This is a genomic window from Limnobaculum zhutongyuii, assembly GCF_004295645.1.
Classification (GTDB): Bacteria; Pseudomonadota; Gammaproteobacteria; order Enterobacterales; family Enterobacteriaceae; genus Limnobaculum; species Limnobaculum zhutongyuii.
This window is the reverse complement of the sequence record NZ_CP034752.1, coordinates 3,701,484-3,727,988: the sequence shown is the minus strand read 5'-3', so window position 1 is coordinate 3,727,988 and position 26,505 is coordinate 3,701,484. Positions and strand designations below refer to the sequence as shown.

General features: G+C 46.2%; 25 protein-coding genes and 1 pseudogene. 12 read left to right on the top strand and 14 right to left on the bottom strand.

Annotation, left to right across the window (positions count from 1 at the left end; all coding sequences use genetic code 11):
* Positions 1-51 precede the first annotated feature (51 nt).
* Positions 52-2,505 (bottom strand): glycerol-3-phosphate 1-O-acyltransferase PlsB, encoded by a 2,454-nt coding sequence (gene plsB, locus EKN56_RS16620; RefSeq protein WP_130592818.1) that lies wholly within the window; start codon positions 2,503-2,505, stop codon positions 52-54.
* A gap of 120 nt (positions 2,506-2,625) precedes the next feature.
* Here plsB and EKN56_RS16615 point away from each other — a divergent pair, with 120 nt between their 5' ends.
* A complete protein-coding gene (locus tag EKN56_RS16615) occupies positions 2,626-3,003 on the top strand; it encodes a diacylglycerol kinase (protein ID WP_130592816.1) in 378 nt (125 codons plus the stop codon).
* 88 nt (positions 3,004-3,091) lie between these two features.
* Positions 3,092-3,703, top strand: coding sequence for a transcriptional repressor LexA (gene lexA / locus EKN56_RS16610; RefSeq protein ID WP_130592814.1), 612 nt, complete (start codon positions 3,092-3,094; stop codon positions 3,701-3,703).
* A 128-nt stretch (positions 3,704-3,831) separates the two neighbouring features.
* Here lexA and EKN56_RS16605 read toward each other — a convergent pair whose 3' ends face one another.
* The gene (locus EKN56_RS16605) at positions 3,832-4,386 is read right to left on the bottom strand and encodes a hypothetical protein (RefSeq protein ID WP_130592813.1); all 555 of its coding nucleotides are present in this window, start codon (positions 4,384-4,386) and stop codon (positions 3,832-3,834) included.
* A gap of 393 nt (positions 4,387-4,779) precedes the next feature.
* On the bottom strand, positions 4,780-5,235 hold the full coding sequence (gene zur / locus EKN56_RS16600) for a zinc uptake transcriptional repressor Zur (RefSeq protein ID WP_130592811.1): 456 nt from the start codon (positions 5,233-5,235) through the stop codon (positions 4,780-4,782).
* A gap of 208 nt (positions 5,236-5,443) precedes the next feature.
* On the opposite strand from zur, the gene dusA reads away from it, so the two are divergent.
* Positions 5,444-6,442 carry a tRNA dihydrouridine(20/20a) synthase DusA gene (gene dusA, locus EKN56_RS16595; RefSeq protein ID WP_130592809.1) on the top strand — a complete coding sequence of 333 codons (999 nt, stop codon included), beginning with the start codon at positions 5,444-5,446 and terminating at the stop codon, positions 6,440-6,442.
* Between the two features lie 67 nt (positions 6,443-6,509).
* Here dusA and EKN56_RS16590 read toward each other — a convergent pair whose 3' ends face one another.
* From EKN56_RS16590 to EKN56_RS16575, 4 genes are all read right to left on the bottom strand, one after another.
* Positions 6,510-7,481 carry an aldo/keto reductase gene (locus tag EKN56_RS16590; protein ID WP_130592807.1) on the bottom strand — a complete coding sequence of 324 codons (972 nt, stop codon included), beginning with the start codon at positions 7,479-7,481 and terminating at the stop codon, positions 6,510-6,512.
* A complete protein-coding gene (locus tag EKN56_RS16585) occupies positions 7,478-7,861 on the bottom strand; it encodes a MerR family transcriptional regulator (RefSeq protein ID WP_130592806.1) in 384 nt (127 codons plus the stop codon). Before EKN56_RS16585 ends, EKN56_RS16590 begins: the two co-directional genes overlap by 4 nt.
* 147 nt (positions 7,862-8,008) lie before the next feature.
* Entirely contained in the window at positions 8,009-8,500 is a 492-nt protein-coding gene (locus EKN56_RS16580) for a YfbM family protein (RefSeq protein WP_130592805.1), read from the bottom strand.
* 53 nt (positions 8,501-8,553) lie between these two features.
* Entirely contained in the window at positions 8,554-9,537 is a 984-nt protein-coding gene (locus EKN56_RS16575; RefSeq protein ID WP_130592803.1) for a quinone oxidoreductase, read from the bottom strand.
* A gap of 147 nt (positions 9,538-9,684) precedes the next feature.
* Here EKN56_RS16575 and dnaB point away from each other — a divergent pair, with 147 nt between their 5' ends.
* Together dnaB and alr are read left to right on the top strand one after the other, a co-directional pair.
* Entirely contained in the window at positions 9,685-11,103 is a 1,419-nt protein-coding gene (dnaB, locus tag EKN56_RS16570) for a replicative DNA helicase (protein WP_130592801.1), read from the top strand.
* Positions 11,104-11,273: 170 nt separating this feature from the next.
* On the top strand, positions 11,274-12,350 hold the full coding sequence (alr, locus tag EKN56_RS16565) for an alanine racemase (protein WP_130592800.1): 1,077 nt from the start codon (positions 11,274-11,276) through the stop codon (positions 12,348-12,350).
* A gap of 58 nt (positions 12,351-12,408) precedes the next feature.
* On the opposite strand, the gene EKN56_RS16560 is transcribed toward alr, so the two are convergent.
* The gene (locus tag EKN56_RS16560) at positions 12,409-13,725 is read right to left on the bottom strand and encodes a cation:dicarboxylate symporter family transporter (RefSeq protein ID WP_130592798.1); all 1,317 of its coding nucleotides are present in this window, start codon (positions 13,723-13,725) and stop codon (positions 12,409-12,411) included.
* Between the two features lie 589 nt (positions 13,726-14,314).
* On the opposite strand from EKN56_RS16560, the gene EKN56_RS16555 reads away from it, so the two are divergent.
* Both EKN56_RS16555 and EKN56_RS16550 read left to right on the top strand, forming a co-directional pair.
* Positions 14,315-14,692 carry an MmcQ/YjbR family DNA-binding protein gene (locus EKN56_RS16555; protein WP_130592796.1) on the top strand — a complete coding sequence of 126 codons (378 nt, stop codon included), beginning with the start codon at positions 14,315-14,317 and terminating at the stop codon, positions 14,690-14,692.
* Between the two features lie 482 nt (positions 14,693-15,174).
* Positions 15,175-15,720: a bactofilin family protein gene (locus tag EKN56_RS16550; RefSeq protein ID WP_246019865.1), complete on the top strand. Its 546-nt coding sequence runs from the start codon at positions 15,175-15,177 to the stop codon at positions 15,718-15,720.
* Positions 15,721-15,874: 154 nt separating this feature from the next.
* On the opposite strand, the gene EKN56_RS16545 is transcribed toward EKN56_RS16550, so the two are convergent.
* From EKN56_RS16545 to uvrA, 3 genes are all read right to left on the bottom strand, one after another.
* Positions 15,875-16,759, bottom strand: coding sequence for a TPM domain-containing protein (locus EKN56_RS16545; RefSeq protein ID WP_130592795.1), 885 nt, complete (start codon positions 16,757-16,759; stop codon positions 15,875-15,877).
* 2 nt (positions 16,760-16,761) lie between these two features.
* The gene (locus EKN56_RS16540) at positions 16,762-17,379 is read right to left on the bottom strand and encodes a LemA family protein (RefSeq protein ID WP_130592794.1); all 618 of its coding nucleotides are present in this window, start codon (positions 17,377-17,379) and stop codon (positions 16,762-16,764) included.
* A gap of 191 nt (positions 17,380-17,570) precedes the next feature.
* The gene (gene uvrA, locus EKN56_RS16535; RefSeq protein WP_130592793.1) at positions 17,571-20,402 is read right to left on the bottom strand and encodes an excinuclease ABC subunit UvrA; all 2,832 of its coding nucleotides are present in this window, start codon (positions 20,400-20,402) and stop codon (positions 17,571-17,573) included.
* 323 nt (positions 20,403-20,725) lie between these two features.
* Between uvrA and EKN56_RS16530 the strand changes: the two genes are divergently transcribed.
* The 4 genes from EKN56_RS16530 (at position 20,726) to EKN56_RS16515 (ending at position 23,477) form a co-directional block, all read left to right on the top strand.
* Positions 20,726-21,373 carry a tellurite resistance TerB family protein gene (locus tag EKN56_RS16530; protein ID WP_185955879.1) on the top strand — a complete coding sequence of 216 codons (648 nt, stop codon included), beginning with the start codon at positions 20,726-20,728 and terminating at the stop codon, positions 21,371-21,373.
* A gap of 182 nt (positions 21,374-21,555) precedes the next feature.
* Complete coding sequence (locus EKN56_RS16525; RefSeq protein WP_130592791.1) at positions 21,556-22,062, top strand: single-stranded DNA-binding protein; 507 nt, start codon at positions 21,556-21,558, stop codon at positions 22,060-22,062.
* A gap of 124 nt (positions 22,063-22,186) precedes the next feature.
* Entirely contained in the window at positions 22,187-22,894 is a 708-nt protein-coding gene (locus EKN56_RS16520) for a hypothetical protein (protein ID WP_130592790.1), read from the top strand.
* 73 nt (positions 22,895-22,967) lie between these two features.
* Positions 22,968-23,477: a deoxycytidylate deaminase gene (locus EKN56_RS16515; RefSeq protein ID WP_130592789.1), complete on the top strand. Its 510-nt coding sequence runs from the start codon at positions 22,968-22,970 to the stop codon at positions 23,475-23,477.
* Positions 23,478-23,585: 108 nt separating this feature from the next.
* Here the strand turns inward: EKN56_RS16515 and EKN56_RS16510 are convergent, their stop codons facing one another.
* Both EKN56_RS16510 and EKN56_RS16505 read right to left on the bottom strand, forming a co-directional pair.
* Complete coding sequence (locus tag EKN56_RS16510) at positions 23,586-23,915, bottom strand: hypothetical protein (RefSeq protein ID WP_130592788.1); 330 nt, start codon at positions 23,913-23,915, stop codon at positions 23,586-23,588.
* Positions 23,916-24,040: 125 nt separating this feature from the next.
* Positions 24,041-24,952: a DMT family transporter gene (locus tag EKN56_RS16505; protein ID WP_130592787.1), complete on the bottom strand. Its 912-nt coding sequence runs from the start codon at positions 24,950-24,952 to the stop codon at positions 24,041-24,043.
* Between the two features lie 129 nt (positions 24,953-25,081).
* On the opposite strand from EKN56_RS16505, the gene EKN56_RS16500 reads away from it, so the two are divergent.
* Entirely contained in the window at positions 25,082-25,855 is a 774-nt protein-coding gene (locus EKN56_RS16500) for an AraC family transcriptional regulator (RefSeq protein WP_130592786.1), read from the top strand.
* Here the strand turns inward: EKN56_RS16500 and EKN56_RS16495 are convergent.
* A pseudogene (locus tag EKN56_RS16495) lies at positions 25,856-26,469 on the bottom strand (LysE family translocator). It abuts the gene before it with no gap.
* Positions 26,470-26,505 lie beyond the last annotated feature (36 nt).

The following is a 26,505-nucleotide window of genomic DNA, read 5'->3' as shown; positions in this document are numbered from 1 at the left end:
TGCCGGTGGGATGACTGCCAGCCTCCATACCAAAGGCTGGCAATTTACCCGTTACTCGGTTGGCGTTTCACTTTCAGCGGTGGCGACAGTAACACTTTCAATCGTCAGTTTTACTTCCGGTGTCATCAGGCGGGTTAACATGTCATACATGGCCTGCATGTTTTCCGGAACCGCATCACCCACATCATTGATATATCCTGCGGTACGCAGTGTTGCCACCAACGTAGAGAAGACGGCTTTATCAAAGAATTCTGGCGCATTAATACCGTGTAAAACAGACAGACGTTGAGCCAGTAACCGGCTCTCTTTCTCCAGCATGCCGCGGTTAATGCTTGGGTTATTGCGCAGTAAAGATAGTGTAATGGTATAGCGCTGTAATGTTTCCCGAACGCCGGCAGCCAGTAACTGTAGCGTACGAATACGGGAAGGTGTCAGCACCAGTAACCCCTCAGTCTGTTGACGAATCAGATTCTGACGTTCCAGCTCATCAATCAGGGTCTCAATCACTGCAGGTAGCTCTTCTTCACTGTAGTGCATAAACAGTTCTTCACGCAGCAGTGGATAAATCAGTGAAATCTGCTCAATAATCTGCTGACGAGAAATACCATCATGATACATCACAATACTGGCGATAAGCGACGGCAACACTAACATATGGTGAATGTTATTACGGTAGTAAGTCATCAGAACCGCTTGTTCGCGGGCTAATATAATGATCTCACCGGCGTTGTCTTTCTCGACCTCAAACTTACTCATTTTCAGCGCATGTTCCAGCATCTGCTCTGGCGTACTGGATGGAACGGTCGCGTCTTTGGCATAAGGTACGTTGCGTAGCAGTTGGATATAACAATCAAGTTGCTCCAGCAGTTGCTCGCGGGTCAGGGCACGTTGGCGAGAGGCCAGTAACGCGGTACAACACAGGTTCATCGCGTTAGCCGCCGCTGCGTTATTAATATTAACCATCAGCTTACCGGCAATCTGATTAACTGTCGGTGTTAACCAGTTTGGTCTTGGCGTTTCTATCGGATCGATAGATTCTCTCCAGTTCGGTACATTCTGATTCAGATAGGTCATTAATGGGATAGGTTCACCAAAGTTCACGTAGCCTAATCCTAAATTACGCAGCTTACGCATGGTGCGAACTACCTGCCAGAGGTTCTCTTTCTCTTTGGTTGCTCCACGCAGTTCGTTGGCGTAAGTACCCACTTCCATTACGTGTTCATAACCGATATAGACTGGCACAACCGTAATAGGGCGATTACCGCCGCGCAGCATAGCCTGAATAGTCATGGAAAGCGTGCCGGTTTTCGGTTCCAGCAATCGACCGGTACGTGAACGCCCACCCTCAACAAAGTATTCAACGGAATAACCCCGGCTGAACAATTCACCCAGATATTCACGAAACACGGTAGAGTAGAGCTTGTTGCCTTTAAACGTCCGGCGAATAAAGAACGCACCCAGTCGACGGAAGATAGGACCTGCTGGCCAGAAGTTGAGGTTGATACCGGCAGCAATGTGCGGTGGTACCAGCCCCTGATGGTAAAGCACATAGGAGAGCAGCAGATAGTCCATGTGACTACGGTGGCTCGGCGCATAGACAATGCCGTGGCCATCCTGAGCCAACTGACGCACTCGCTCGGCGTTATGAACATGAATACCCTGATAGAGTCGGTTCCATGTCCAGCTGAGCACCCGGTCAGTCACTCGCAGCGTTTCATAGTTAAAGTTGGCTGCAATCTCTTCCATCATATCGACAGCATTTTGTTTTGCTTTCGTCAGAGATATCTTCTTCGATGCCGCTTCTTCCTCAACCGCTTTTTCAATGGCTTTTGAGGTTAGTAATTTATTGAACAGATCCTGACGCATCGGCAATTTTGGTCCGGTTGCGGCAAGACGCTGTCTGGCAAAGTGCATGCGGGCAACCCGGGCCAGTTTTTGGGCAATGGTCTTATCGGTGCCATGCTCATCTGCCATATAGCGTAGCGACACGGTTTGGGAAAAGCGGACAAAGCTGTCACGGCCTAACCACATCACGACAAAAAACTTCTGGATACCGTTAAACAGTTGAAGGCGAGGAGCTTCATGGCTGTCATGACCTTCGCGACCCGGAGAACGACCAAACATCACTGAGACTGGAACCATCTGGATATCCAGGTCGGGATGATTACGGTGCAGGTCCAGATAGTCGTGAAATAGCTTTATCGACTCTTCTTTAGGGGCGTAATAGCTGAATACTCGCGGTCCTTCATGAATAAAAACATAGCGGGGCAGTAGCTGACCATCAATCTCATAAGGTTCTAATGGATCGGGTAATTCCTGAGCCAGACACTGTGCACGTAGGGTTAACAGGTCTGCTTTTGAGTTATAGGGCAGGACATATAGTATTGGACGAGTGGTGTCCAATCCCAATTCAGCGATGGGGTCAGAAGGAATACACTTGCTACGAACCAGCATTTTTATTGGTATATTCAATAGCTTATAGTAAAGTTTACGCCAACCAGACATAAATGTTTCGAGCCTCATATAGATAACGAGTCGCCAGAATACCAGAACTCGGCGCGATCTGTGATGATGTGATGAATGATAATTGCTAAAATTGAGTAGAATTTTCTTGAGGAATTGTGAATGAACCAGGTGACAGGACTTACTCGTATCATTAAAGCTGCAGGGTATTCGTGGGGTGGTCTGCGGGCCACCTGGAAAAATGAAGCTGCTTTTCGTCAGGAAATTGTGCTGTTGGTGGTCGCTATCATTCTGGCCAGTTGGCTGGATGTTTCCATTATTGAACGAATCTTACTGATTGGTTCTGTGGTATTGATTGTGGCTTTTGAAATTATTAATAGCGCGATTGAAGCGGTGGTTGATCGTATCGGTACCGAACGCCATGAGTTGTCGGGTCGGGCGAAGGATATGGGATCCGCTGCCGTATTAATTATGATATTGCTGGCGCTGTTTGTCTGGGTTTCTGTGCTCTGGAGTCATTTTTCTCGATATATCTCGTAAATATGAAGTATGAAGGTTTTCATCTGGCGAATACCTGTATATACTCACAGCATAACTGTATAAAAAAACAGGGTAAGGGAATCGAGAAATGAAAGCACTAACCGCCAGACAGCAACAAATTTATGACCTGATTCGTGACCATATCAATCAGTCAGGGATGCCGCCGACTCGTGCAGAGATTGCCCAAACCTTAGGGTTTAAGTCACCCAATGCGGCTGAAGAACACTTAAAAGCTTTAGCCCGTAAAGGGGTAATTGAAATTATTAATGGGGCCTCCAGAGGGATTCGTCTGCTTCTGGAAACCGAAGATGCAGGTCTCCCGTTAATTGGTCGGGTCGCCGCAGGTGAACCTTTACTGGCTCAGGAACACGTGGAAAGCCACTATCAGATAGACCCGGCACTGTTTAAGCCACACGCTGACTTTTTACTGCGCGTCAGCGGTATGTCAATGAAAGACATTGGTATTATGGATGGCGATCTGCTTGCTGTTCATAAAACTCAGGATGTGCGTAACGGTCAGGTAGTGGTTGCGCGTATTGATGATGAAGTTACGGTTAAGCGTCTGAAAAAACAGGGTAACGTAGTTGAATTACTCCCTGAAAATGAAGAGTTTTCACCCATCGTGGTTGATCTGCGTGAGCAGAGTTTAACCATTGAAGGGCTTGCTGTCGGTGTTATTCGTAATGGCGACTGGATGTAATTAAATCTAAAAATCAGATATCAGCTGATGTGAGAACGGATAACTGATATTGCAGGAAACCAAAAAGCGCCTTAGGGCGCTTTTTTAATGGCGATTACTGAAGCATATCGATCGGAATGAGTCATCAGTTACGCACCGGATGGGGCACTTTTGGCTACTAAAATATTATTCATCAATTGGTGCCGGTGCTGCTGGAGCTTATTAATGCTGGAATGGCTGGTGAGCAAAATAGTATAAATTTTGTTCTGATAGTTCATAAACACAAAGATACCGGCGACGTCTTGTTCTCCATCTTTGGTGCTGACTTCTAATTGCTCAGTATCAATATCGCCATAGGTTTCTGTACGGCGGGTAATATCAACCGACTGAAATTTAAAGCTATCAGCGATGGAATCCACTTCATCTTTGAGTTGAATGCCTTCATCAAGGGTTTGTGTTGAAATGCGCCCCAGCAAATTTGGGTCATCCAAATTTTTTAGCAGCCAGATAGAGGATAAATCGGTTTCAATAAACTGCCAGCGCTCAGGTAATTGGCCAGGAAGTCCGGTGACTTCACGCCAGTTTTGAGCTTCAATTTGCTGTTCACCGTCAGTTGTCAATGTTATGGGCGTCATCGTTTCTCTGGCTGAAGCACTGACCAGTGTTCCTGCGACAGCAAAAAGCGCCCATATAAACTGCTTCATCTTGTTTTCCCTGGAAAATAACCAACAATATATAGCTATATCATTAAGATGTGTTACTGATAATGTACTTATAAATATGCTGCTAATATATACTCTATTTGCAAGAAAAATAAAATAGAAAAGATAATTGAGGTGAATGAATAACAAAGTGTGTTATTTATTATTCTTAATGTATGTCTGATTCAACGTTGTAAGAATGTTAATGTATATTAATTGTTTTTAAAAACATGTTGTTATGTTGGTTTTATTTATGGTTTTTTATGAATTTAGTATGTGGATATAAAGAATATTTATTCATTTATTCTTATTTGTAAGTGTAGTTTTATATAGCTTGCTCTATTAGCAAGGTAAATCAATCACAGTTATTCTTTTATTCCTTAAAATATATTGCTTTTATCCTGCTTTATTAGCACATTGCGAACAAATGCCATGAGTTTCAAGTACGCTATGTTGAATAGTGAAGTGGCTTTTCTCTGCCAGTTCTTTAAGTAGTTGGTCGATTCCTTCTGCGTGATGTTCAGTGACTAAGCCACAGTTATCACAAATAAACAGTGCGGAAGTATGCAGTGGTTCACCTACATGGTGGCAAACAACATAGCTATTGGTGGATTCTATTTTATGGATAAAACCCTGCTCAAGTAAAAAGTCGAGTGCACGATAGACCGTTGGGGGTTTAGCCTGGGGTTCCGAGATACGCAGCAAATCCAATAAGTCATAGGCGCTGATGGCATTCTTTTGCTCCGCCATTAAGCGCAACGCCAGACGCCGCTGGGGAGTTAAGCGAACTGCTCGCTGATCGCACAACTTCTGGGCTTTTGTCAGCATAGACTCAATATTGATTGATTTCATTGTTATCTCTGTTATTCACAATCCTGTTAATGATTCTATCATGCTTAATAAAGAACGCCGAGAGCATATCCCTAACCGGGCAATTGAGGGAAGGCGGTAACGACAATCGCCTTTTCTATGGTAAAATGCCGCTAATCATTCCGCCGAACCTCATGCTGGTATCGCGTTCGTCGATCAAGAAAACTATCTGGTAGCCGTTAATTTCTTTATGAATTCTGATAAATCAACACAGTACCCTATGCAGCGCTTTTCCGTTGCACCAATGCTCGACTGGACCGATCGTCACTGTCGCTATTTTCATCGGTTGCTAAGCGGGCAAACGCTGCTGTATACCGAGATGGTCACCACGGGTGCCATTTTGTTTGGTAAAGGTGATTATCTGGCATACAGCCAGCAGGAGCAGCCGGTTGCGTTGCAATTAGGCGGAAGTGAGCCTCAGGCGCTGGCAGAATGTGCTAAACGTGCAAAAGCATTAGGCTATAACGAGATTAATCTGAACGCGGGCTGCCCTTCTGATCGGGTGCAAAACGGACGTTTTGGCGCTTGTTTGATGGCCGAACCTGAGCTGGTGGCGGAATGCGTAAGCGCAATGAAACAGGCGGTTTCCATACCAGTAACGGTAAAAACGCGAATTGGTATTGATGATTCAGATAACTACGAGTTTTTGCAGCGTTTTATCACTATTGTTTCAGAACAGGGTGGTTGTGATAATTTCACGCTTCATGCGCGTAAGGCCTGGCTATCAGGTTTAAGTCCAAAAGAGAATCGGGAAATACCTCCGCTGGATTACTCCCGCATCTATTTGGTGAAACAAGAATTTCCTCATCTGACCATCGCGATTAACGGCGGTATTAAAACGTTGGAAGAAGCAAAGGAACATCTACAACACGTTGATGGCGTAATGATGGGACGTGAAGCCTATCAAAATCCGGGCATACTGGCGCAGGTAGATAGTGAGATTTTTGGCATTGAACGGGAGATCCCTCAGGCTGCCGCCGTCGTAGAGGCGATGTACCCTTATATTGAGCAAGAACTGTCTAAAGGCACCTATCTGGGACATATTACCCGCCATATGCTGGGACTGTTTCAGGGGATCCCTGGCGCCCGTCAGTTTCGCCGCCATTTAAGTGAGAATGCTCATAAAGCAGGTGCAGATGTTGACGTATTGCGACAGGCGCTGGCGATGGTGACGGGAAAACAGAGTTAAATTTGCTTTAAATAGTAAAAAAGCCGCTCTTTCAAAGCGGCTTTTTTTAGTTTTCTCAGCGAACGATTTACTCGTGACCCGCCAGATTTCTTGGGCGATATGGTGCTTCCAGTATAGCCACTTCTTCATCACTTAACGTTAATGATAACGCAGCAACGGCATCGTCCAGATGGTGCGGTTTAGAAGCGCCGATAATGGGTGACGTGACCACGTTACGATGTCTCACCCAGGCCAGAGCCACCTGTGCAGGTGGGACTCCACGGGCAGTAGCGACCTGCTCTACGGCGTTAACAATGGCATCTTCTTCTGCCTGATGGTTATACCAGTTATGTGCAGGCGTATCGGTAGTGGCCCGAATAGTTTGATTCTTCCTGGAGCCGGTTAATACGCCCCGTGCCAGTGGAGACCAGGGCGTAACGGCTATGCCCATTTCTTCGCATAGCGGCAACATTTCACGTTCTTCTTCGCGATATATCAGGTTGTAGTGATTCTGCATTGAAACGAATTTTGCCAGCCCATGCTGCTCTTGCAGGGATAACATGCGCATAAACTGCCAGGCATGCATGGACGATGCACCGATATATCTGGCTTTGCCGGAGCGTACCACGGTATCCAGTGCTTCAATGGTTTCTTCAATCGACGTTTCCGGGTCGAAACGATGAATGATATACAGATCGAGATAATCGGTTCCAAGACGCTTCAGTGAGGCATCAATACTTTTCAAAATATGCTTACGAGACAGGCCACGATCGTTAGGGTTATCGCTCATTGGGTTAAACACTTTGCTGGCAATAACCACGTCGTCGCGAGGAACCATTTTCAACAGCGTTTTACCTAAAACTTCTTCGCTGGCGCCACGGGAATACATATCCGCGGTGTCAAAAAAATTGATGCCAAGATCCAGCGCTTTTTTGATGAAGGGGCGAGTACCATTTTCATCCAGTACCCATTCCCGCCATTCCGGGCTGCCATAGGTCATACAACCCAGGCAGATAGGGGAGACTTTCATACCTGTGGAACCAAAACGGACGTATTTCATTTGGGATCTCCTGTTGTATCAGTAATCGTGTGACTGCTGTTGCAGTAACCATCAATTTTTTTATCAATCACCAGCAGACAGCTTTGTAATTCTGCCAGTCGATTTCGAACCTGTAGGCGGTGTTGCTCCAGCAATTGTCGACGCAGATCGGCAGTGCTATCACCTTGGGTTACCAACTCTGCATACCGTTGCATATCGCGCAGAGGCATTCCTGTGGTCCTCAATTTGCTGAGAAACTCAAGGCGGTCCAGCACTCGTTGGTCGTAATCTCTTTGTCCGCTGCTATCCCGATAAACAACCGGAAGCAAGCCAATGCGTTCGTAATAGCGAAGCGTATGGGGAGATAAGCCAGTCTTTTTTGCCAGTGTGCCAATTTTCATATAACACGCCTTTTGCGGATGAGTTGGATAACCTTAAAGGTTAGAGTGCACTCTAAGTCAAGCGGAATAATTTATTTGTTAGCTATTTTCCGAAAGGAAAAACAAGAGGTGAGTGCGGCGCATTTTTGCACCGCACTCTGGTACAACTTAGTAAATACTTACAACGACATGCATATTATTATCCAGACAGCGCTGGTAAAAATTTACCAGTTCCGTTAATGCCTGCTCTAATTCAGCATACAGCGATTCTTTGGACTCTGAAGTCCAGATGTTAGGGTAAATCTCAGCGTCATTGAATTGTTGAGGATCAAAGCGAGATTTCAGATCGGCTAAATCGAGCTGTTTCAATGCGGCAATGACCGGAGGGAGCTCGTTATTCCCGATGGCGGCAATAAAGTTCTCTTCATCCAGTATATGGATACCAACAATGGCATCGCTTAACGGGTCATCTTCCAGAGGTTCGCTGGCGGAGCTGCCGGTCAGTATAAAATGCAAACCATCCCACATTTTCCAGATATCCAGCGTGTCGTTGTGTTCTTCCAGCTCTTCCAGTTCATCAACCAGATCGACCTCATCAAGATCTATCAGGTGGTTCAGGCCATCTTCATCAATGGCCATGTAGCAGGCTTGTATTCCCATTATGGATATCCATTCGTTAGTCAGTATGATTGCGCGTTGTTATTCTTTATCCATCAGGGTATCAGCAGGCTGGAGCCTGAGGTTATCCGACTTTCTAATGCCTGATGAGCTCGGACTGCATCTTTAAGCGGGAACTGTTGCGTAGGTGCCACATCCACATTAATAGCACCACTGGCAATCATGGAAAACAGTTCGTTGGCTGCATGTTGTAATAGTTGTTTTGTGGTGATGTAGTTGCCCAGTGATGGTCGGGTAACAAACAGGCCACCTTTTTGATTAAGAATGCCCAAATCTACACCGGTAACCGGACCTGAAGCATTACCAAAACTCACCATTAACCCATGTGGGCGCAAACAGTCCAGTGAGGCAAGCCAGGTTGATTTACCCACCGAGTCATAGACAACGTTCACTTTTTCACCGTTGGTCAGTTCTGAAACACGCTTGGCAATGTCTTCTTCCTGATAGTTAATCGTGGCCCATGCGCCGTCTTGTTTAGCCTGTGCGGCTTTCCCGGCAGAACCAACAGTACCAATCAGTTTAACGCCCAGAGCCTTTGCCCACTGACAGGCAATTTTACCTACACCTCCGGCAGCGGCGTGAAACAAAATCGTTTCTCCCGGTTTTACCTGATAGGTCATATGCAGTAAATAGTAGACGGTGAGTCCTTTAAGGAAGGACGCTGCCGCCTGTTCAAATGAGATAGCATCCGGGAGTTTAGCCACTTTATCTGCTGCTACGCAGTGATAGTCACTATAAGCACCTAAGGGGGATTGAGCATAGACAACCCGATCGCCAACGTTTATGTGTGTTACTCCAGCCCCTACTTTTTCTACAATACCTGCCGCTTCGGTACCTAATCCTGATGGCAGAGAAGGGGTTGGATAAAGGCCACTGCGAACATAGGTATCGATATAGTTAATACCGATAGCCTTGTTGGCGACCAATACTTCATTGTCAGCTGGCTGTTTGGGGGTAAAATCGACATATTTCAGTACTTCCGGACCGCCATTTGCAGCAAATTCAATACGTTTAGCCATAATACAAACTCCGGGATAATGAATGATTTTTAGTCAACACAGATTAAATTCATCATAGCAGCCATGTTGATCGTTGGGTAGGTTGCCATCATCGCGTATACTGCTTAGCTGTTATCTTTTAATCGTAACCGGATCGCTAATTATCCCATGTCTGGCAAAACACCTTTTAATAAGCAGAACGCCCGTAACGAACGGCCTGTCGACCGTCAAATGGAAGGGCTGAAAATGCCGCCTCATTCCCTTGAGGCTGAACAATCCGTATTGGGCGGCCTGATGCTGGACAATGAGCGTTGGGATAATGTGTCTGAACGGGTAACGGCGAATGACTTTTATAGTCGTCCTCACCGCACGGTATTTGGCGAAATGCAGCGTCTGCTGGAGCTGGGCAAGCCAATCGATTTGATCACGTTATCTGAATCGTTGGAACAAAAAGGGGTACTGGATCAGGTCGGGGGATTTGCCTATCTGGCGGAACTGTCAAAAAACACCCCAAGCGCGGCCAACATAGGCGCTTATGCGGACATCGTTCGTGAACGCGCGGTGGTCCGTGAGATGATCTCAGTAGCCAATGAAATTGCCGATGCCGGTTATGATCCTCAGGGGCGCAACAGCGAAGAGCTGCTGGATCTGGCTGAATCACGGGTTTTCCAGATTGCAGAAAGCCGTACAAATAAAGATGAAGGACCAAAAAGTATCGACCAGATTCTGGAAGATACCGTTTCCCGTATTGAACAGTTGTATCAGCGTCCCCATGACGGTGTGACCGGTGTTTCTACCGGTTTTAATGATTTAGATAAGAAAACCGCCGGCTTACAGCGGTCAGACTTAATTATTGTCGCCGCGCGTCCTTCAATGGGTAAAACCACCTTCGCCATGAACCTGTGTGAGAACGCAGCCATGATGCAGGAGAAACCAGTACTGATATTCAGTCTGGAGATGCCCTGCGAACAGATTATGATGCGTATGCTGGCTTCACTCTCGCGGGTAGACCAAACCAAAATTCGTACTGGTCAGTTAGATGATGAAGACTGGGCCAGAATTTCCAGCACCATGGGCATCCTGCTGGAAAAACGCAATATGTACATTGATGACTCTTCCGGCCTGACCCCAACAGAAGTTCGATCCCGTGCCCGGCGTATTTTCCGTGAACATGGCGGACTTAGCATGATTATGATCGACTACTTGCAGTTGATGCGAGTACCCGCCCTGTCAGATAACCGTACGCTGGAAATCGCTGAAATATCCCGTTCACTGAAAGCACTGGCAAAAGAGCTACAGGTACCGGTAGTGGCGCTGTCCCAGCTTAACCGTAGTCTGGAGCAACGAGCAGATAAACGTCCGGTTAACTCCGACTTACGTGAGTCTGGCTCCATCGAGCAGGATGCGGACGTTATTATGTTTATCTATCGTGATGAAGTTTATAACGAGAACAGTGAAGAGAAGGGTATCGCACAGATTATTCTCGGTAAGCAACGTAACGGCCCTATCGGTTCTGTTCGACTGACGTTTCAGGGACAATGGTCACGATTTGATAACTATGCGGGTCCGCAATTTGATGATGAATAACCGGTTTTGGCGTTCTGCCCAAAATATTGATGCCGGTTTATTCCCAAATGATTTCACAATCACTTCACAAAAGTAGAATAATAATAAAAGCCTTATCCGTGGAAGACGTTCGGGCTGTAGTTTAGGCAGCCGTTTCCACTCTGTAATCGTGTATTAACTAAGGATTTAAAATGATCTCGGCAACAGCGGTAATTGACCGCGGCGCATTGAAACATAACCTACAACGTATTCGCCAAATAGCTCCTGAAAGTCGCATTATTGCCGTGGTAAAAGCCAATGCTTATGGGCATGGGTTGTTAGATGTTGCCCACACTTTGCCTGATTCTGATTGTTTCGGTGTTGCCCGCATTGAAGAGGCGCTAATGTTGCGCTCCGGTGGCGTGATTAAGCCTATTTTACTGTTGGAAGGCTTCTTCTGTGCGGAGGATTTGCCGATGCTGGCGGTCAATAATATCGAAACGGTAGTACATAATATTGAGCAGTTAGAAGCGCTGGAGCAGAGTGAGCTCGATCGCCCGGTACGCGTATGGATGAAAGTGGACACTGGCATGCATCGCCTTGGTGTACGCCCTGAACAGGCAGAGGCATTCTATCAGCGCTTAAGCGCCTGTGAGAATGTGGTCCAACCGGTTAATATCATGAGCCATTTTAGCCGTTCTGATGAACCAGAGGTTGATACTACCCGTAAGCAAATTGATTGCTTTGATGCTTTTGTGCATAACAAGCCAGGGTTGAAGAGTCTGGCTGCTTCTGGTGGTATTTTGCTGTGGTCAGAAGCGCATCGTGACTGGATTCGTCCGGGCATTATTATGTACGGTGTTTCCCCTCTGGCGGATACGTTTGCGGATAAATTTGGCCTTAAACCGGCGATGACACTCAAAGCCAGTCTGATTGCGGTACGTGAGCATAAAGCGGGTGAGCCGGTCGGTTATGGCGGAGCCTGGGTCAGTGAGCGAGATACCCGTTTAGGTGTGATTGCAATTGGCTATGGTGACGGATATCCTCGCGATGCGCCAAATGGAACGCCAGTATTGATTAATGGCCGGCGCGTGCCTTTAGTGGGGCATGTTTCCATGGATATGGTGACGGTAGACTTAGGACCGGATGCGACAGATAAAGTGGGTGATGAAGCCACTATCTGGGGGCCAGAATTACCGGTAGAAACCATTGCGAAATACACCGGCATTATCCCTTATGAGTTGATTACTAAGCTGACAGCCCGCGTAGCAACCCGATATCTTGATTAAACATTCAATCCGGCACCTTGCCATAGCAGAGTGCCGGATTGTTTTTCATTACTGCTAATTAATCCTCATCATCTTCCAGCTTTTGTCGCCGACTCGGATGGTATTCACGGTTCATTTTAGCTACCGCGATAGTTGCTACGGTGTTACCAATAATGTTGGTGACAGCCAGTGCCATCGACATAAAGCGATAAACCCCGAACATCACAGCAACCCCTTCTAATGGAAGTAGCCCGGTCGTGGTAATTGTGGCGGCGAAAACCACGAATGCTCCGCCGGAAACCGTCGCTGCACCTTTAGAGGTTAATAGCATAATTAACAGGATGCCGAACAGCTGCTCAATACTCAGTGGGATACCATAGGCATTGGCCAGGAAGATAACCCCCATTGACATATAAATTGAGGTTCCATCCAGGTTAAAGGCATAGCCGGTTGGTAAAACCAGTCCTACCGTTTGGCGTGAAGCGCCATATTTGGGTAATTTTTCCAGCAAGCGAGGCAGTACACTTTCAGAGGAGGCAGTACCGAAAGTAATATAGAGTTCTTCTTTAATAAATTTAATAATATCAAACAGATTAAGTTTGAAGAGCAGACAGACCGCGCCTAATACGATCACGACAAACAGAATTAGCGTCAGATAGAAAGCTAATACCAGATAGGTTAGCTTAATCAACATATCCACACCGTTACTACCTACCGCATAAGCAATGGCCCCAAAGGTACCGATAGGTGCTAACAGCATAATAACGTGGATAAATTTAAAGAAGGCTTTAGCAATGAAGTTAAGTGCATTCTCTACCACCACACGTTCTTTCTCTTTTAGCAGCAGAATACCAAAGCCAAACATCAACGCCAGTACCAGAACCTGCAGTAAGTTATTAGAAGAGAACGCTCCCATAAAGCTATCTGGGAATATTTCGAGGAAGAACTGAGCGAAAGATTTAGGTGCGGCGTGAGAGGCCTGAATCAGGCTGGTAGCCTGTGAGTTCACATGGCTTTCAGTAAGTACCGTGCCGCTACCAACGCTGAGTAATTCCCCCATGCCAAAGCCAAACAGGATGGCAATGGTCGAAACTATTTCAAAATAGATGATAGCGCTCAGGCCAACACGCCCGACCTGCTTGATATCCCCGGCAGCGCCAATTCCCAACGCTACGGTCAAAAAGATTAATGGTGCTACGGCGCTTTTTATCAATCGTAAAAAGATATCACCCAAAAGCTTCAGGCTGGTGGCAAACTCTGGCCAGATAAATCCTACCAAAATCCCCAGGATCATACTGACAGCAATCTGGAACCCAAGACCTTTCCAGAAGGCCTTTTTAGCGGGTTCAGCGAGTAAAGGTTTATCGTGCTCCAATGTATGCGAGTGATTTGTCATAGTGCTTGCCTTAATTTTGATTTACCTGAATTTTTTATAAGAATATGCATAACGAGAAGAACCATGTCTGGCCAGATGAGGGCCGGAGCAAGGAACGTGAAGGTTGTTGAGTCTTTCGTTTTTGCTGAGTCGTACATCAAGATTGATTCTTGTAGTTTAAAGACTTGCAGGGTAACCCCATGAGGTTCCGTTATTCTGTTATAAAGTGTGGTGCTATTTTAGCAAAGAAATGTATGTGCGTTTTATGATCCGACTAACATAATCGTCATACAAAAAATAAAAAGCATTTTTAATCATGTGTTATTAATTCATTTCTGGTATGCATCAAATATAAATTATTTCTGCTGCTATTATATTGCCGATTTTCAGGTGTTATGCCAAAGGCCTTAGTATAGAAGGGTTCCACCCATTTGATTCTGCAATAAATATTTCAAAAAGCATTCGGCTTTATTATATTTTTATTTGATCTGAATAACGAATAAACAGCATAAAGGAAGACAATGACATTTTTATTGGTAATATCCATAAATATGATTAATTAACGGCATAAAAATAATTAACATGATAAAAACAGGTGTGGTAAATACATATGGACCTACAAGGTTGTATTGAATATTGTTTAACCAAAACAGGCAGTGTTCATGATTATCAACCGCTTTGGGAAGCGGATCGTGTTAAGGTTGCTGGTAAAATATTCGCCATACTGGGTGAGTTAAATGGCAGGCCGAGCATCACGCTCAAGTGCCCTCCGGCGTTGGCAGAGCGTTTGCGGGATGAACACCAGGATATTATCCCTGGATATCACTTGAATAAGGCACTATGGAATACACTGTTTCTTAATGGAAAACTGGATGAAACGCTGATAAAAAATATGATTGATATTTCCTATCAGGAAGTAAGAAATTTGCTACCTGCGTATGTAAGAAAAGCGCTGTTGGCAGGGGAAAATCCACAGGCAATAAAGTAAGCAACCGGTTTTAATCCGCGGTCTCTGATTAATTTCCCCGTTCAGTTAAATTAAGCGATATCAGGATATATTTTTAGTAAGTATTTGTTTAGTTATTCTCAGTGTAAATGGCAAATAATCTCGACATAATAACGAGATATGACGATTAATAGCATTATAGCTATTATATAATTAGCAATACATCAGGTGCACTTCAGGTTGAATAAGCATAAAATAGCGCGCTGCTCATACGAGCATTTTTATGTAGCAGCTTAACACCTATTGCTACCCATCAATTATTACCGGAATGTAGTTCCATGAATGCTAGAAGTAGGCATAATCAGCCTCTCAGGGATGTTCTTCTATGCAGTGTACTGATCTTATGGATAAGTGCCCTCGCTTTGTATATCTCTGGTTATTTGGTGTTGGGTGTTATTTCATCAACGTTATCTATACTGTTTTTCTTTTGCTATTTAACTAATATAAGGACGAAATTATTATCTATGTTTGGGAAAAAAACATCTAAATATGAGATGACAGGCACTCAATCACAATCGTTGACCAGTAACGTTTCAAGTACGGCTTCAGGTAGTGAGTCAAAAGTCTATTCAGATAGCATTGATGTGCGCAATCGCTGTACGATCATTGCCAGAAATGCCTCATTTGTTGGTGATATTGAAGACAGTGGTGATATCCAGATTTATGGCAAAATAATCGGTAATATTAATATTACTGAAGGTTCTATCCGCATCATGAATACCGGGTATGTTAAAGGCCAACTGAATGCCCCTGAAATCATTATTGATGGTCAGGTTCATGGTAGCTGTTACGCTGAGAATATCGATATTCTTGAACACGGTATGTTACGTGGCACCAGCTGTTGTGAAAACATTGCCATTAAACGCGGTGGCGTTTTTGTGGGTCAATCAGAAGAGTGGACGCCAAAAGAAGTTCCGTTAACTCGCGTCACTAAAGATGTGATTGAAGAATTAGAAGTTCAGAATGAGTTAATTATCACATCAGATGATGATTCAAACGATAAGTTATAATAATTCATCTCTTGGCTGGGGTGTGGACATTCTGGCTCGGATAAAGTGATTTACAGATGTTGTTTTTCTTCGGTAACTGGCAAGCAGTAGCAGAATAACGATGAAGATTAGAGCGGGTTGGTGATATTCATTCATCAACCCGTTTTTACATCATTTACCAGCGGCCAGATGCACCACCGCCGCCGGAACGACCTCCACCACCACTGAATCCGCCGCCGCCGCCAAAACCACCGCCACGGCCTCCACCAAATCCGCCTCCACCACGACCACCGCCTCTGAGTAAGGCATTCATTATCATTGGGGCAACCAGAGTACCAATAGCACCCAGGCCAAATGATAAAAGCAGATCCAGCCAGACCACGACATGATTAACAAGGAGCTGGAATAGCAGCACGCCAATGGTTAGTGTCAGGCCGGTAAAAAACATCTTTTTTAGTAGGGAAAGTTTGCGAAACAGACTGGATAGCATGACCAGTGCGGCTAACCACAAGACAGAACGACCTTCATCAACAGGTTCCGTATCAGGTTGTGAATGAGCCTGTTGGGAAGAGGCTTCATTTTTGTATTCAGGACTCAACTGATAGATGATAGCTTCTACAGCCAGCGCTATTCCCCGGTTATAGTCGTTCTGCTTGAAACTTGGAAGAATAAGACGATTAATAATCTGGCTGGACTGAAGATCGGTCAGATCGCCTTCCAGACCATAACCGACTTCAATTCGCACCGTTCGATCAGACTTAGCGACCAGAAGCAGTATGCCATCATCGACATTTTTCTTACCCAGTTGCCACTGGTCAAAAACGCGGATGGCGTATTGTTCAATGGTTTCATCACCGGTGGTGTCGACAATCAGTACAGCAAGCTGATGGCCGGTGTTTTTTTCCAGGTTAGCAGCTTGCTGAGTCAGGGTACGGATATTGTCTGCCGACAGCGTAGCAGTCAGGTCTGTTACCTGCTGTTGTAATGGTGGCATAGCAATCGGTGCCGCATTTGCCAACAGTGACAGAAAAAACAGTCCAAACAGTACCAGACGGCGCATAACTATCTCCGATCGCTGCCTGCAGGAGAGAAGTCAACGCTTGGTGCCGTTGAAATTTGCTCACTGTTTTCCGGCAGGAAGTTTTGCTTGGTTTTATATCCTAATAGCTTGGCGGTAATTAACCCGGGGAAGCGGCGGATCTCCAGGTTGTAATCCTGAACCGCTTTAATATAGCGCTGACGGGCAACGGCGATTCGATTCTCTGTACCTTCTAACTGGGTCATCAGGTTAGAGAACATTTCATTCGCTTTCAGGTCAGGATAACTTTCTCTGATAACCAGCAGGCGGGATAAGGCACTACCCAGTTGAGCCTGTGACTGTTGGAAAGCGCGCATGGCTTCTTCGCTATCCGGTGCCGTCATATTTTGTTCCGTAGAACCAATTCTTGAACGAGCGTCAGAAACTTGTTTAAACACATCTGCTTCGTGGGCGGCATAGCCTTTCGCGGTAGAAACCAGATTAGGGATCAGGTCAGCACGGCGCTGATATTGGTTTAAAACTTCAGACCAGCTGGCCGTGACATTTTCATCCTGAGTTTGGATTTCGTTGTAATTACACCCGGTTAACATAAGAGCCAGCAACGACATGGCCAGCCAACGGAAATGAGAAGAGAACGACATAAATATTTATTCCTTGAATACCAAAAATAGCGCCCCTGTAAAGGCAGGCAATATACGACGATTATAAATCAGTTTGAACAGTATTCTGTTATTAATGGTGACAGGACGCTGACATATTCAAACTAAATTGGTTGAAGAAAAGAGGTAAAAAAAGGGGAAGCTCAAATCAGCTTCCCCTTTTTATGGAGAGATTAGCCTTTTTCCAGAATGGGCTTCAGGAAGCGCGCGGTATGCGATTCGGCGCACTCGGCTACGGTTTCCGGGGTGCCGGAAACCAGAATTTGACCTCCGCCACTTCCCCCTTCCGGACCCAGATCGACAATCCAGTCGGCGGTCTTAATCACGTCCAGATTATGCTCAATAACCACGATCGTATTGCCCTGATCCCGTAGCTGATGAAGCACCGTAAGCAGTTGTTCAATGTCGGCGAAATGCAAACCGGTGGTGGGTTCATCCAAAATATACAGAGTATGACCCGTTCCGCGTTTGGAAAGCTCTTTTGCCAGCTTCACCCGCTGAGCCTCACCACCAGATAACGTAGTGGCGGACTGACCTAAACGAATATAGGAAAGGCCAACGTCCATTAATGTTTGCAGTTTGCGTGACAGGGCTGGCACTACGTCAAAGAACTCTCTGGCATCTTCAACCGTCATCTCCAGCACTTCGTTGATGTTTTTACCCTTATATTTTACTTCCAGGGTTTCGCGGTTATAGCGTTTACCTTTGCACTGATCGCAAGGAACATACACATCCGGCAGGAAGTGCATTTCAACTTTAATTACGCCATCGCCCTGACAGGCCTCACAGCGACCACCACGAACGTTGAAACTGAAACGACCTGGGTTATAACCACGAGCGCGGGATTCAGGGACACCGGCAAACAGCTCACGAATCGGTGTAAAAATACCGGTATAAGTTGCTGGGTTTGAACGAGGCGTACGTCCGATAGGGCTTTGGTCAATATCAATAACCTTATCGAAGTGCTCCAGACCAGTAATCTCTTTGTAAGGCGCTACTTCATCACCGGTTGCACCATTAAGCTGGCGCTGAGCGACCGGATATAAAGTATCATTAATTAGGGTAGATTTTCCTGAACCGGAAACACCGGTAATACAGGTAAACAGACCAACAGGAACCGTTAGCGTAACGTTTTTCAGGTTATTTCCTGTTGCGCCAATCACTTTCAGTACTTTTCTGGCATCTGCCGCCACGCGCTGTTTAGGGATCTCAATTTTGCGTTTACCTGACAGGAACTGCCCGGTCAGCGATTCCGGAACCTTCATGATGTCTTCCATGGTGCCTTCAGCCACCACGTTACCACCGTGAACACCGGCTCCCGGACCAATATCAATGACGTGGTCCGCTTCACGAATGGCGTCTTCATCATGTTCAACCACAATGACGGTATTGCCCAGATTCCGTAGATGAATCAGCGTATCCAACAGACGTTGGTTATCGCGCTGGTGTAAACCGATAGAAGGTTCATCCAGCACGTACATTACGCCAACCAGGCCGGCACCGATTTGGCTGGCAAGACGGATACGCTGAGCCTCACCACCGGACAGGGTTTCTGCCGAACGGGAGAGTGAAAGGTAATTCAGACCGACGTTAACCAAAAAGCTCAGTCGCTCACCAATTTCTTTCAGAATTTTTTCAGCGATTTGTGCCCGTTGGCCCTGTAATGACAGCGCCCCAAAGAATTTCATCGCATCACCAATGCTGAGCTCAGAAATTTCCGGCAGGGTTGTGTTCTCTACGAATACGTGACGCGCTTCTTCTTTCAGGCGGGTACCGCCACAGGAAGTACAAGAACGATTGCTGATAAATTTAGCCAGCTCTTCACGCACAGCGGTGGATTCCGTCTCTTTATAACGGCGTTCCATATTATTCAGCACACCCTCAAACGGGTGCTTACGTACGGTGGTGTCACCGCGATCGTTAACGTATTTAAACTCAATATTCTCTTTGCCTGAACCGTTGAGAATCACTTTTCTGACGTTTTCCGGCAGGCTGTTAAACGGCGCTTCCACATCAAATTTGTAGTGTTCAGACAATGAGCGAATCATTTGGAAATAGTAGAAGCTGCGGCGATCCCAACCGCGGATGGCGCCACCAGCCAGTGATAGCTCATCGTTTTGTACTACGCGTTCCGGATCAAAATATTGCTGAACGCCCAGACCATCACAGGTCGGACAGGCACCAGCCGGGTTGTTGAATGAGAACAGACGCGGTTCCAGTTCACGCATACTGTAACCACAGACTGGACAGGCAAAGTTAGCGGAGAACACCATCTCTTCTGCTTTGTTGTCGTCCATATCGGCAACTACCGCGCTGCCACCGGAGAGGGCCAGTGCGGTTTCAAATGATTCTGCCAGTCGTTGTGCCATATCGTCGCGTACTTTGAAACGGTCAACCACCACTTCAATGGTATGTTTCTTCTGTAGTTCCAGCTTTGGCGGATCGGAAAGATCACACACTTCGCCATCAATTCGTGCGCGGATATAACCTTGAGACGCCAGATTTTCCAGCGTCTTAATGTGTTCGCCTTTACGATCTTTAATCACCGGCGCCAGTAGCATCAGGCGGGTGCCTTCCGGCAAGGTCAGCACGTTATCTACCATCTGGCTAACCGTTTGGGCGGCCAGCGTAATATTATGAGTAGGGCAACGTGGTTCACCCACGCGGGCAAACAGCAGGCGCAGGTAATCGTGAATTTCAGTAATGGTACCCACGGTAGAACGCGGGTTATGGGAGGTTGATTTCTGTTCAATAGAAATCGCCGGGGAAAGACCTTCAATATGGTCTACATCCGGCTTTTCCATCAGCGACAGGAACTGACGAGCATAAGCTGATAAGGATTCGACGTAGCGGCGCTGCCCTTCAGCGTACAGGGTATCAAATGCCAGTGATGACTTACCTGACCCGGACAGCCCGGTAACAACAATAAGCTTGTTGCGCGGCATGACCAGATTGATGTTTTTTAAGTTATGGGTGCGGGCGCCCCGGACTTCTATCTTATCCATTTCAACAAGCCTTACAGTGTTAACTCTGACGCGGAACTGCGAATTATCGCACAAAATAAACTGAATGGATATACAGTGTTATGATGTGATTTAGAACAAAAAGTCTTCAAATGATAAGTCAGCAAATTAGCGCTAATAATTTCAATTAATTGGCGGCTTCTTACTCATATGTATCGGAAAGTTACTGAGATATTGGGTGATAAAATCGGTGATAAATCGTTTGCCTGATATCTGATGGGTTATACATATCTTGACGTTTTTTCTCTTATACTCGGACAAGGTTCGCCTCGCTGCGTGACATTAACATACTGTGGAGAGAAATGATGAACAACTGGTTACAACAGATTCAATCAATACTCGGACAAAAAAGTAATGGAGAAAACCGTGAGTCCGGAGGATTAAACGATTTATTAATGCCGGGTGTATTAGGTGGTCTGGCTGGTTTACTGTTAACCAATAAATCCTCCCGCAAGATGGTAGGAAGTGCCGGTAAAAATGCACTGGTGATTGGCGGTGGTGCCGTGTTAGGGGCGGTGCTTTGGAATAAATATAAACAGCGCGTTAAAGAGACTCAGCAACAGGATGCGCCGTTTGATTCTCAGCCAACGCCGGTGGATCAACGGGCTCGTCGACTGGTGCAGGCACTGGTTTTTGCCGCCAAAAGTGATGGTCATATTGATGAGCAAGAACAGCAGGCGATTAATAATCAGATTCACCAGCTAGGCATTGGTGAGCAAGCCGAACAGTGGGTACAGCAGGCCATTGAACAACCTCTGGATCCACAAACTCTGGCCTATGGCATCAAAAACGAAGAAGAGGCATTGGAAGTCTACCTGCTAAGTTGTGCGGTGATTGATATTGACCACTTTATGGAACGCAGCTATTTAGATGAGCTGGCCAGAGCGTTAAAAATTCCTGATGACGTTAAACAGGGAATTGCTCAGGAGTTGCACGCGAATCCAAATGCCTGATTTTACCGCAGCAGATAAGCCATTGACTGGGAAACGTTATGCAATGGCAGATGTAATTTCATTACGGTTGTAATAAAGTTTGCGTACTCAATTCCATTTTTTAACGCTTGTGTCCTTCGCCTGTTGCCATGCTACAATCGAGGGATAAGAATTGTATACCTTTACTCATCAGGAGAATCGACATGGCCAGCAGAGGCATCAATAAAGTAATTCTAGTCGGAAATCTGGGTCAGGACCCGGAAATTCGTTATATGCCTAATGGTGGTGCGGTGGCGAATATTACCATTGCGACTTCTGAGAGCTGGCGTGATAAGCAAACCGGTGAGCAAAAAGAAAAAACCGAATGGCACCGTGTGGTGATTTTCGGCAAATTAGCCGAAATTGCAGGTGAATACCTGCGTAAAGGTTCACAGGTTTATATCGAAGGTTCTCTGCAAACTCGTAAGTGGCAAGACCAGAGCGGTCAGGATCGCTACACCACTGAAGTTGTGGTTAACATTGGCGGCGTAATGCAAATGTTGGGTGGCCGTCAGGGCGGCGGTGAAGGTCAGTCAGCTCAGGGTAGCTGGGGCCAACCACAGCAGCCGCAGCAATCACAGGCGCAGGCATCTCGTCCGGCTCAGCAACAAAGCGCACCAATGCAGCAAAATGAACCACCAATGGATTTTGATGACGATATCCCGTTCTGATAAAACCGATTCAGCAAAGAAATTCCCAAAGCCCTGCCTTCGACAGGGCTTTTCATTATCTCAGAACTCATTATCATAGAGGATGATTTACCCTAATTTAATCGTTGCACTCAATGGATGTTGAATGGTACCGCCTCCTTTTTTGTCAAAACTGAACCAGCTAAACCCACTGTTGGCGATCGTGCCTCTGTTGTTTCTGCTGTTTTTATTGCCTTTCCTGCATGTCTCTGCCCTGGTCACTATTCTGGTAGCCGTTGGTTTTCTGATTCTTATTCTGGCGGTCTTACATAAGAAGAAGCGCAATATTGCGGTGCTGATTTTCGTTAGCTTATCAATTATCTGGATTTGGCAGGCTCATTTTACCTGGCAGGGATACTTCTGGATTAATGCGCGCGAGCTGGGTTCGTTGGCTCATAAGATTTCCAGCTATGGAAAGATTCGTTCCCTGGAGTTGGGAAACGACGGTAGCTATCAGGATGGCGATCGTATTGTTCATTACGACTCTTACCGTTTTTTGAATGGCGTTAGAGTAACGCACTATCCGGATGCGCATAACCCTGCTGCCAGCCAGCCAGAATGGTTTATTGATGCCTACTGCCAGCAGAATGAGATTTCCTTAAAGCTGTATTATGAACTGCGCGGTGAGTTGCAAAACCTCAGAATTAGCGGTTTTAGTCTGATGGATAATGGTGATATCTCCTTTATTTTATGGCAAAAGGGCGGTGTACCCTGGACGATAAATCTGGTTTATATTAAAGACGGTACCCATCCGCTGGATGGAGATACATTAGAAAAGCTGAATGCCCACTGGTATATTGCTACCTATTCATAATTTTTTCATCATGATAGCCCATTGTCATGGGGTATCTTAGCTGTAAGCCATTCACACCATCAGGAGCAAGCGTATGGAACGACACGAGTATTATATGAATATCGCCATTGCCGTACGTAAAAAGGCTAACTGCCTTGGGCGCAAGGTTGGTGGTGTGATGGTCAAAGATAACCGAATCATCTCAACCGGTTATAACGGAACACCGGAAGGAATAAAGAACTGTACTGATGGTGGCTGCGTCCGCTGTCGAGATCGTGCCGCCTATAAAGCCAGTGTTGGTTATGATGTTTGTATCTGTGTTCACGCTGAGCAAAACGCTATTATTTCCGCTGCACGTTTTGGCAATCCGGTTGAGGGTTCAGTCGTTTATTCCACATTACGCCCTTGCTTTGATTGTACCAAGTCGATGCTACAGGCCAAAGTTCAGGCGATTTACTATCTTCACGACTGGAAACATCCAATAGGAGAGCTGCAGGAACAGTATGAACTGCTGCAATCACAGTTTCCGGGCGGAGTACATCAGGTCGCGATGGAAGATCCCGAAGCTGACTGGGCTAATGGCGTAACGCTGTCAGGCACCTGATTGTTTTCCGACCGTATTCGATGTCAATTTAGGCATATTATATTTACGGTCGGAATATTCACAGGGGCTGATTTAGCTGGTCCAAAAATTATACCGTCAGGCCTATATCTAAAACTCACTCGTCACATTATCCCAACGTTTTAAATCCGGTATCTTGTTATCCCGATAATAGGCAATAAAAAAGCCCGTCACTTCCTCCACGTCGCTGGTGGTATAGCGGTAATGGGAAAATTCTTCACCAAAGACGAGTCGGGTTTCAACCATATAGTCATCATCAGTTAATGCAGCCTGAAGATAGATAGAACCGTCCAGCGGCGTTTGTGGTTCCAGTACGATAAAACTACCGACATCGTCATCAATGCTGGCTACGGATTTCTTCAGTATCTGTTCACTGACTTCGGGTAATACTTCGCCATCCACCATCAGTTCAAAATTCATTGGCTATCAGTCTCTGTTTATTAACAAGCATAAGTAAGTGTGCTTATTGTAATGTGTTGCTTCGCGAATTCACAGAACATAACCAGATTTCAGCTATAACAAACAACGCTGAAATCTGACCGGTTCTATTTCCTTTCTATCTCAACAAGAGAGACTTTTGGCTTGGTTTTCCCCAAAGGAATATGTAAACGCTGCGCCAGAATAACGCCAATCAGTGAGATGGTACCGCCAACAATGTGGTAACTGTGTAGTGGCTCACGCAGAAAAATAATAGCGATAACGGCGGTGATGACCGGTGTCAGGTTCATAAACAGTGCAGCTTTGCTGGCTCCCAGTTTCATCACTCCCTGAATCCAGACAAAAGGTGCGATGACTGAGGCGGGAATACCGGCATACAGAACTAATGGAATATTATGTGCGTTTAGCGAAATATCATCGGTCATCAGAAAATCGGGTAACAACAACATCATGCCAAAGAAGGATTGAATATAAACCGATTGCCAGTTCGACAGCGGAATTGACCAGAGCTTGGTTAACACACCATACAGCGCGTAGGCCGTGGCGGCGGTTAGCATCATCAGTTCGCCCTTACCAACCCCAATGGATAACAGACCAGCAGGATTGCCTCCGCTAATCAGCCATACCAGGCCACAAAAAGAGAGCAAACCACCGATAAGTACACCCAGCGTTGGCGGCGTCTTCAGAATAACAATGCTTAATAATACCGTCAGCAATGGGATCAGCGAAACAAAGATACCAATGGTTAATGCGCTGATGGTGTAGGCCGCGTAATAGGCCAGACTTTGATACAGCGCCATTCCCAGAAAGCCAAGGATTAGCAGCTTCCACCAGTAGGGATAGATGCTCTTTCTGCGGCGAATGACGCCCGGCAAAATAAAAGGGGTCATGATAAGTAAGGCCAATGCCCAGCGGTAGAATGAAATTGCCGCAGGATCAATAGCGCCAGCCGACAGCTTATTAACAATGGCATTAATTGCCCAGATAAGAACGGCAAGCAGGGGGAACAGGTAGGCCATACGAAACATCACTCACAAACAGAAATTATCAGGTTGCAGAGTGTACATCTGTCCTGTTTGATAGATATACTTCAAATCAGACAATTCATTATGTCTTTCAGACAATCCCGATTAAACCCGGAGGGGTCTATGCCCGGAGAACAGCGTTTTGCATCGACAGAATCGCATCCTGACAGCATTCTGTTTTTTCGTAGCGAAGAGGTGAATGCCAATACGGAGTTTCTCGCTCATTCTCACAACTGGGGGCAAATCATCTGCGTAAAGTCAGGGGTGTTTGCCCTGAATATTGGTGGACAGCGTTTTTTAGCGCCTTGTGGCTTCGCTATCTGGATCCCAGCCGGTATGGAACACTCCAGCTATAACCGCAGGCCAACCCGATTCCGTTCCATTAATATTGCCGCTCGTTTTTGTGCCGGAATGCCGGAGCAACCCTGTGTGTTAAATATGGGAGCCATATGCAGTGCGATTGTTGAATCCTGCTTTGAACGCAATGTAATGGTACCGGTAAACCATGCGGATCGCCGCCTTTGTCGGGTTCTGGTGGATCAGCTATTGGTCGCGCCGGTTCAACATACCTGGCTGCCCGGCAGCGATGATAAATATCTGGCGCCCGTTCTTCAGGCGTTGGAGGCCAATCCATCAGATAATACTTCACTGGCCCAATGGGCAAAACGAGTCTATACCACCGAACGTACGCTGGCTCGTCGTTGCAATCAGGAGTTAGGAATGTCATTTAGTGAGTGGCGGCAGCGTTTGCGTTTTCTGTATGGCATTTCCCTGTTGGAACAGGGAAAAACCGTACAGGAGGTGGCTTTGGAGGTTGGTTACAGTTCCGCATCGGCGTTTATTGCGATGTTTCAGCATAATGCCGGAACAACTCCAGAGCGTTATCGACGTGGGTAATTACACCAGCGTCTGAAACGTTCTCCATTCATCCCACAGTAGCCAAAAAGCGGTTAATGCCAGTGAACCTGCCATCACGCCGTTAAACACGCGTAATCGCCAGCCAATTTGCAGGGTTTCCCGCAGTTTGTCACCCATCAGCGCCCAGACATAAACACAGGGGAAACCGACAACGGTAAAGGCAGCGGAAAGTAGCAGAGCACTCATGGTGATATCCATTTCCCGCGAGCTAAACAGAATGGCGGCATTGACCAGCATTAACCAGGCCTTTGGGTTAACCCACTGGAACAGCATGGCCCTACCAGCGACATCGGATGAGCATGTGCCTTTCCCTCGGGGCTACCGGCCAGCCAAATCTTCCAGGATAGCCACAGCAAATAGGTACAACCAAAGATCGCCAGCGGCAGGCGAATCGATGAGATGTTATTCAGAATCACACTGAAAGAGAGAGTAATGCAAAGACATAACACACCACAACCAAGGCTGATACCAATCAGATGAGGCATGGTGCGGCGCAGGCCAAAGTTGACGCCCGACGTTGCCAGCATCAGGTTATTAGGACCTGGGGTAATACTCATTACAACAATATAACTGATTAAGGCTAAATCTATCATGGCTGTCTCTGCACTTATTCTCACTGGAGGTCAGGA